We start from the raw sequence: 548 nt of genomic DNA on the forward strand, positions 1-548 counted from the left end.
AAGTCAAAACTGCCAAAGCTGCCCGCGCCAAGAGCGCTTGGTGTTGCAACACCTCCGGCGCTATTAAGTGTTTGTGCAAGAGCTGTGTTGAGATAGGTCTCACGAATTGTTTTATGGTTTTTCAACTTGGAAAAGAATTCATTTCCACAAAGCCCAATAATCCGCGAACGATCAGAAAATGCTCCTTTTGAAGCCTCAATCATCCGCATAATGACTTGATCAACATTGTCAGCAACATTGGTTGTCTCATTATTCAGTTTAAAGTCAATGGGCTTTGGGGGTGTGATTTCCCATTCTTTGTACCAGTCAACAATGACAGAGCCATCAGCATCAAGGACAACACCTTGAACAGCGCCAAGCTGCATATTTTCCCATGTCAATTCGATTTCAGAAATCAGTTTCTTTTGTTTTCTGGCAATATATTTCATTGCTGTCTCGAGTTGATCTTCTGTGCCAAATTCACGCCGGTTCTGGATTTCTTCTGATTTTACGGTATCACTTTTGGCAATCCGTGTTGTTTTGAAAAACCGAAGATTACGACCCTCTCT

The 548-nt window shown here is 42.2% G+C and carries 1 protein-coding gene; it reads right to left on the reverse strand.

The genetic code is table 11. The features are described from left to right. A partial coding sequence (locus ACFIKU_RS10330; protein ID WP_375657453.1) for a major capsid protein occupies positions 1 to 548 on the reverse strand: 548 nt, incomplete at both ends.

Source organism: Bartonella sp. CM120XJJH (assembly GCF_042194715.1).
Lineage (GTDB): Bacteria > Pseudomonadota > Alphaproteobacteria > Rhizobiales > Rhizobiaceae > Bartonella.